This is a genomic window from Nocardia sp. CY15, from assembly GCF_009829295.1.
Lineage (GTDB): Bacteria > Actinomycetota > Actinomycetes > Mycobacteriales > Mycobacteriaceae > Nocardia > Nocardia sputi.
In genome coordinates, this window is record NZ_VUOT01000102.1 from 1 (window position 1) to 983 (window position 983).

The window sequence follows — 983 nt, forward strand, 5'->3', positions numbered from 1 at the left end:
TATCGCGCCGCGGCGTTCATGAAGCGATCGATCAACAAGGTCTTCCCCACGCATTGGTCGTTTCTGCTCGGCGAGATCGCGCTCTACAGCTTCATCATCCTGCTGCTGTCGGGCGTCTACCTGACGCTGTTCTTCGATCCTTCGATGAGTCATGTCGTGTACGACGGCGCGTATCAGCCGTTGCGCGGTGTGACCATGTCGCGGGCGTATGAGACGGCGCTGAACATCTCGTTCGAGGTGCGTGGCGGCCTGTTCGTGCGGCAGGTGCATCACTGGGCGGCGCTGCTGTTCGCGGCGTCGATCATCGTGCATCTGTTCCGGATCTTCTTCACCGGCGCGTTCCGCAAGCCGCGGGAGGCGAACTGGGTGATCGGTTCGCTGCTGCTGATCCTGGCGATGTTCGAGGGCTTCTTCGGGTACTCGCTGCCGGACGACCTGCTCTCGGGCACGGGTCTGCGGGCGGCGTTCTCCGGGATCACGATCTCGATCCCGATCATCGGCACATGGATGCACTGGCTGATGTTCGGCGGCGACTTCCCCGGCGACATCATCATCCCGCGCCTTTACATCGCGCACGTGCTGCTGTTCCCGGGCATCATCCTGGCGTTGATCGCCGCGCACGTGGCGCTGGTGTGGTATCAGAAGCACACCCAGTTCCCCGGCCCGGGGCGCACGGAGAACAACGTGGTGGGCGCGCGGATCGTGCCGGTGTTCGCCGCCGACCAGGGCGCGTTCTTCGCCTTCACCCTCGGCATCGTGGGCATCATGGGCGGGGTGTTCCAGATCAACCCGATCTGGAACCTGGGTCCCTACAACCCCTCGCAGGTGTCGGCGGGTTCGCAGCCGGACTTCTACATGATGTGGACCGACGGCATGGCCCGGTTGATGCCGCCGTGGGAGCTGTACATCGGCAACTACACCGTGCCCGCGGTGTTCTGGGTCGCGTTGATCATGGGCTTGGTGTTCGCCGTCCTGATCGCCTA

General features: G+C 63.8%; 1 protein-coding gene. It reads left to right on the top strand.

Going from position 1 to position 983, the window contains the following annotated elements:
- Nucleotides 1-983 (top strand): cytochrome b (locus GVY39_RS33775; protein ID WP_201296032.1); only part of this gene is annotated, 983 nt, incomplete at both ends.